Consider the following 3,261-nt stretch of genomic DNA (forward strand, 5'->3'; position numbering starts at 1 on the left):
GCCTTCGCCTCGTCGTCGCAATTACCAACTACGAACGCGGAGACAATCCGGGAAGCACGATCATCACGGTGTGAGAAGAGTTCTATGACACCCTCTACAGAACCGGAACAGGGCCAGCGTATGCTTCGGTAGGAATTGACACTGAAACCCACAACAAACGATGGAAGGCCGACTTCGACGATAATTTTGTATCTGGAGATACGTTTACAACCCAATCTGAGACGGCATATCTTGCACCAGACGATCTCTATGCAATTGATTCCCTGACTGGTGAGGTGAGATGGCAAGTAGATCTTCAAGGACGAAAGGATGGAAAAGTCCAGTCATCCCGAAATACCCTGTTCGCGGCTGGTGAACAAAATCACCTCCTCGCACTCGACCCGGTGACTAGCGAGCAACAGTGGACGAAAAAATTTCAAGCAGGAAAGAAGGTCGGCCTTGCAGTAGATCAAGAGTCTGAGACAATCTGTTTGAATGATGGCAACGGCAAGAATGTATATGCACTTGATATCTCTACGGGAGAGGAGGTAATGTCATTCAAAGTTGAAGGAGAAATCACAGCGCCGGTTTCGGCGGCTCAGGGTAACTTGTTTGTTGTTACAGACGTAAGAAAGACTGAAGAACATGAGTTCGGTGAACGCACGTGGATTGATAGCCGAGTCGCCTACGCTATCGATATAGAAACTGGTGAGACTCAGTGGACACTCAAGCTTCCAGATTCAGTCCATGCAAGGCCAGTAATAAGAAAAGACCTGCTCCTCTGTGCAGATATTAGAAGTCGTGTTTGTGCTATCGATATACACACCGGTGAGGTCAGATGGGACACAAAGCTCCGGAGCGGATTCTCATTCAGTCAACCTCCGGTTGCCAACCAAGAAGAGATTTTTCTCGTTGGAACAAATGAAGATGAGAATTCAAATCAAGCATACGCACTTGATATCGAATCAGGCGAACTACAGTGGCGTTACCAACTCCCGTTAGGATTCGACGAACGGCCCGCAATAAGCGATGGCACACTCTGGGTTCCGACTGCAGACCGAGCGACTGGTGAAGGGACTGTCTATGCCATCGAACCGACGAAGAGCACGCGATTGCTACTCACCGGTGAGATTCAAACCCTCGACGATGCTATGGCTCAGTTCACCATGTCGGCTAACGACACTGCGGCTGGGACACTCAAAATCCCAGCTGACGAACTGCCATACTACGGACGGTTCGAAGGTGCCCAGTTCGAGCTATTCCTCGCGCTGGGCGAGGAGTACGAGGCCATCAGTGGTGACCCACAACGGAATTCCTCGCTGATTACCGAGTTCGAAGTCGTCGACGTACGCCAGAGTGAGGAGAATATCGAGATGAGCCTCGAAGCAATCGATGGGGAGCAGTCAATTGTAAACCTGACCCTCCAGAAGGAGCAACTTCCAGAGTCGATATCAGCCGAAGATGAAGCCTGGTACCTCGGCGTGTCTCTTGACTACGATGAAGGCGAAACTCCAACGGACATCATACCCGATGCTGTCGAGCTATTCGACAGGTATGTCGAAGGACCTTCCGGTGATTACGACTCCGACTAGCCAATAAACCAACCGAATCTAAGAACAATCATATTCTCTACTCATATCGTAGGGACGCCGTGACGGTACAATTTCCCAGTTAACATCGAGTTCACTCGTTTGGGGTCCGGAACTTTTCCACATTCTTCTCGAGCTCTTTGATTCGATTTTCTTTCTCTTCGAGCTTGGTCTCCAGTTCGTCGATCCGTTCGCTCAGCAACCGGTTCCGCTCTGCGAGATGCGCGTCGCTCCGACCCGCTTGAGAATTCGAATCAGTCACCTCCGCTGAACCCGAGTCCACAGTACTAGCTTCCATACCAGTGTAAGAATCAGGCTCGTAGAACTCGCTGGTACTTGAGATCGCTCGCTCGATCGTCTTCTCGCCGTACGTCGAGCCGTCGGCGTAGTGGACCTCGTCCCACTTCTCTCGGATTAATCCAGACCGACGGAACAACTCGTCCATCCGAGCTCGGTCCCCACCAGTCCAGAACGCCAGCAGACAACACAGCGCCATGTCGGCCTCGGACTGGCTCTCGTAGCCTGCCGTGGAACCACGCCACAGTCGTTCGAACTTCTCTCCGTTGCTGGCGTTCTGCGCCCGCTCGAGCAGTTCCTCATCGGAGAGGTCCACATCCCCTCCGGACTCCGTCACTTCTGTCTTCGAGCCACCTGCATCGTCTCCTGGGCTTGCGTTGGTTGACTCCGAGCTCGTCGTAGTGTCAGTCTCCGGCGCTAGATACGCCTCGTACACCTCTTCGAGTGCGTCCTGCCGTTGCTTGACGGTCGCCGGCGTCCCCTCGACGCGGTCGCCGGTCATCGTGAAGAACCGCGCCGTCTCGTACATCTCCACCGACCCCTTCCGGCTGCGGTCGCCCGGCAGCTCCCCCTGGAGAATCACGTGGAAGCCAGTCCCGGACGGCGACACCTCGGTGAAGGACTCCAGCGTGACCACGATGTCCTGTGCATCCTCGTCGGGGAGGCCAGTATCCGGGTCGCGACAGTCGTCCAGGTCCACGCCGACGAACGAGTCCTCCTCGGTGAACACGAAGCCAACACCGTCCGCCTCTCTTGTCCCCGCATACTGCACGGCCGTCCCGAACGACCGCCATGTCTCCGCGTCGGTCGCCGACGCGAAGTCTCCGTCACCGGGGATGACTGGCACCTTCGTGTCCTTCCCATCTCGTTCCTTCACCCGCCAGCACACCCACTGCTCTCGCGACCGCAACCCCTCCGGAATCGCGTCCGCATCCACCAGTGTTTCGCAACCCTCACTCATGCTCGTTCACCCCGTTTCCTGGCTGATTGAACCAGCGGGCCAGTTCTTATCATTTTTCGTATAATTATTTGAAATCGTCGATTGCCCGGCCCACGAGCAAACACGAGTTGTTCTCCGTCTATACTAGTCGTTTCTCGCCAGGCTTCTTCCATGGACATGGCTCCCGTCTTTGGATTTCCACCGTGGACACCAAATCCGGAAGCCGGGTGACTGTCTGTGATGCCCTGGACAACTGCACTGAAATCCAGATTTCTCGTATTCGATGGTATTCCATGGGCAGATTCGACTGTCCACCCTACCATGTCAACCGAGTCGAACCAGAAGCAGCGTTCCATACTATTCAGAGCGTGTCATAGAATCCATCTCATAGTTTCTCACAGCCCGGTTCGTTTCCTCGCTCGTAGTTGGTGATAGCAATGACGAGCCGGAGACACA

The 3,261-nt window shown here is 54.2% G+C and carries 1 protein-coding gene and 2 pseudogenes; 2 read left to right on the forward strand and 1 reads right to left on the reverse strand.

The genetic code is table 11. The features are described from left to right. Nucleotides 1–134 precede the first annotated feature (134 nt). Together BLT27_RS20595 and BLT27_RS18840 are read left to right on the forward strand one after the other, a co-directional pair. A pseudogene (locus tag BLT27_RS20595) lies at nt 135–221 on the forward strand (hypothetical protein); the annotation flags it as partial. 54 nt (nt 222–275) lie between these two features. Continuing rightward, nucleotides 276–1,571 carry a PQQ-binding-like beta-propeller repeat protein gene (locus BLT27_RS18840; RefSeq protein ID WP_139172441.1) on the forward strand — a complete coding sequence of 432 codons (1,296 nt, stop codon included), beginning with the start codon at nt 276–278 and terminating at the stop codon, nt 1,569–1,571. A 112-nt stretch (nt 1,572–1,683) separates the two neighbouring features. Here the strand turns inward: BLT27_RS18840 and BLT27_RS18845 are convergent. Continuing rightward, nucleotides 1,684–2,826: pseudogene (locus BLT27_RS18845) on the reverse strand (phage NrS-1 polymerase family protein); the annotation flags it as partial. Nucleotides 2,827–3,261 lie beyond the last annotated feature (435 nt).

This window comes from Haloarchaeobius iranensis, from assembly GCF_900103505.1.
In the GTDB taxonomy this organism is placed as follows: Archaea; Halobacteriota; Halobacteria; order Halobacteriales; family Natrialbaceae; genus Haloarchaeobius; species Haloarchaeobius iranensis.